The following is a 279-nucleotide window of genomic DNA, read 5'->3' on the forward strand; positions in this document are numbered from 1 at the left end:
GGCAAGCCTTCGATGGAAGTCGAGCTGTATCGCGAGGTGGTCGACCGCATTCGCCGAGAGAACCGCGAAATCATCATCAACATGACGACCGGCCCGGGCGGTCGCTACATCCCGAGCGAGGACGACCCGAAGATCGCCGCGCCCGGCACCACGCTGCTGCCGCCGGAAAAGCGCGTGGAGCACATCGCGCTCATCAGGCCCGACGTGTGCTCGCTCGACCTCAACACCATGAATTCCGGCCCCGACGTGGTGATGAACACGCCGAAGAACGTGCGGCGT

Annotated in this window: 1 protein-coding gene; it reads left to right on the plus strand. The window is 64.5% G+C overall.

All coding sequences use genetic code 11. The annotated features are described in order from the left end of the window. The coding region (locus tag ACSFA3_RS25955) for a 3-keto-5-aminohexanoate cleavage protein (protein ID WP_435508178.1) at positions 1-279 on the plus strand (279 nt) is incomplete at both ends.

The organism is Variovorax glucosi, from assembly GCF_051216695.1.
In the GTDB taxonomy this organism is placed as follows: domain Bacteria; phylum Pseudomonadota; class Gammaproteobacteria; order Burkholderiales; family Burkholderiaceae_C; genus Variovorax.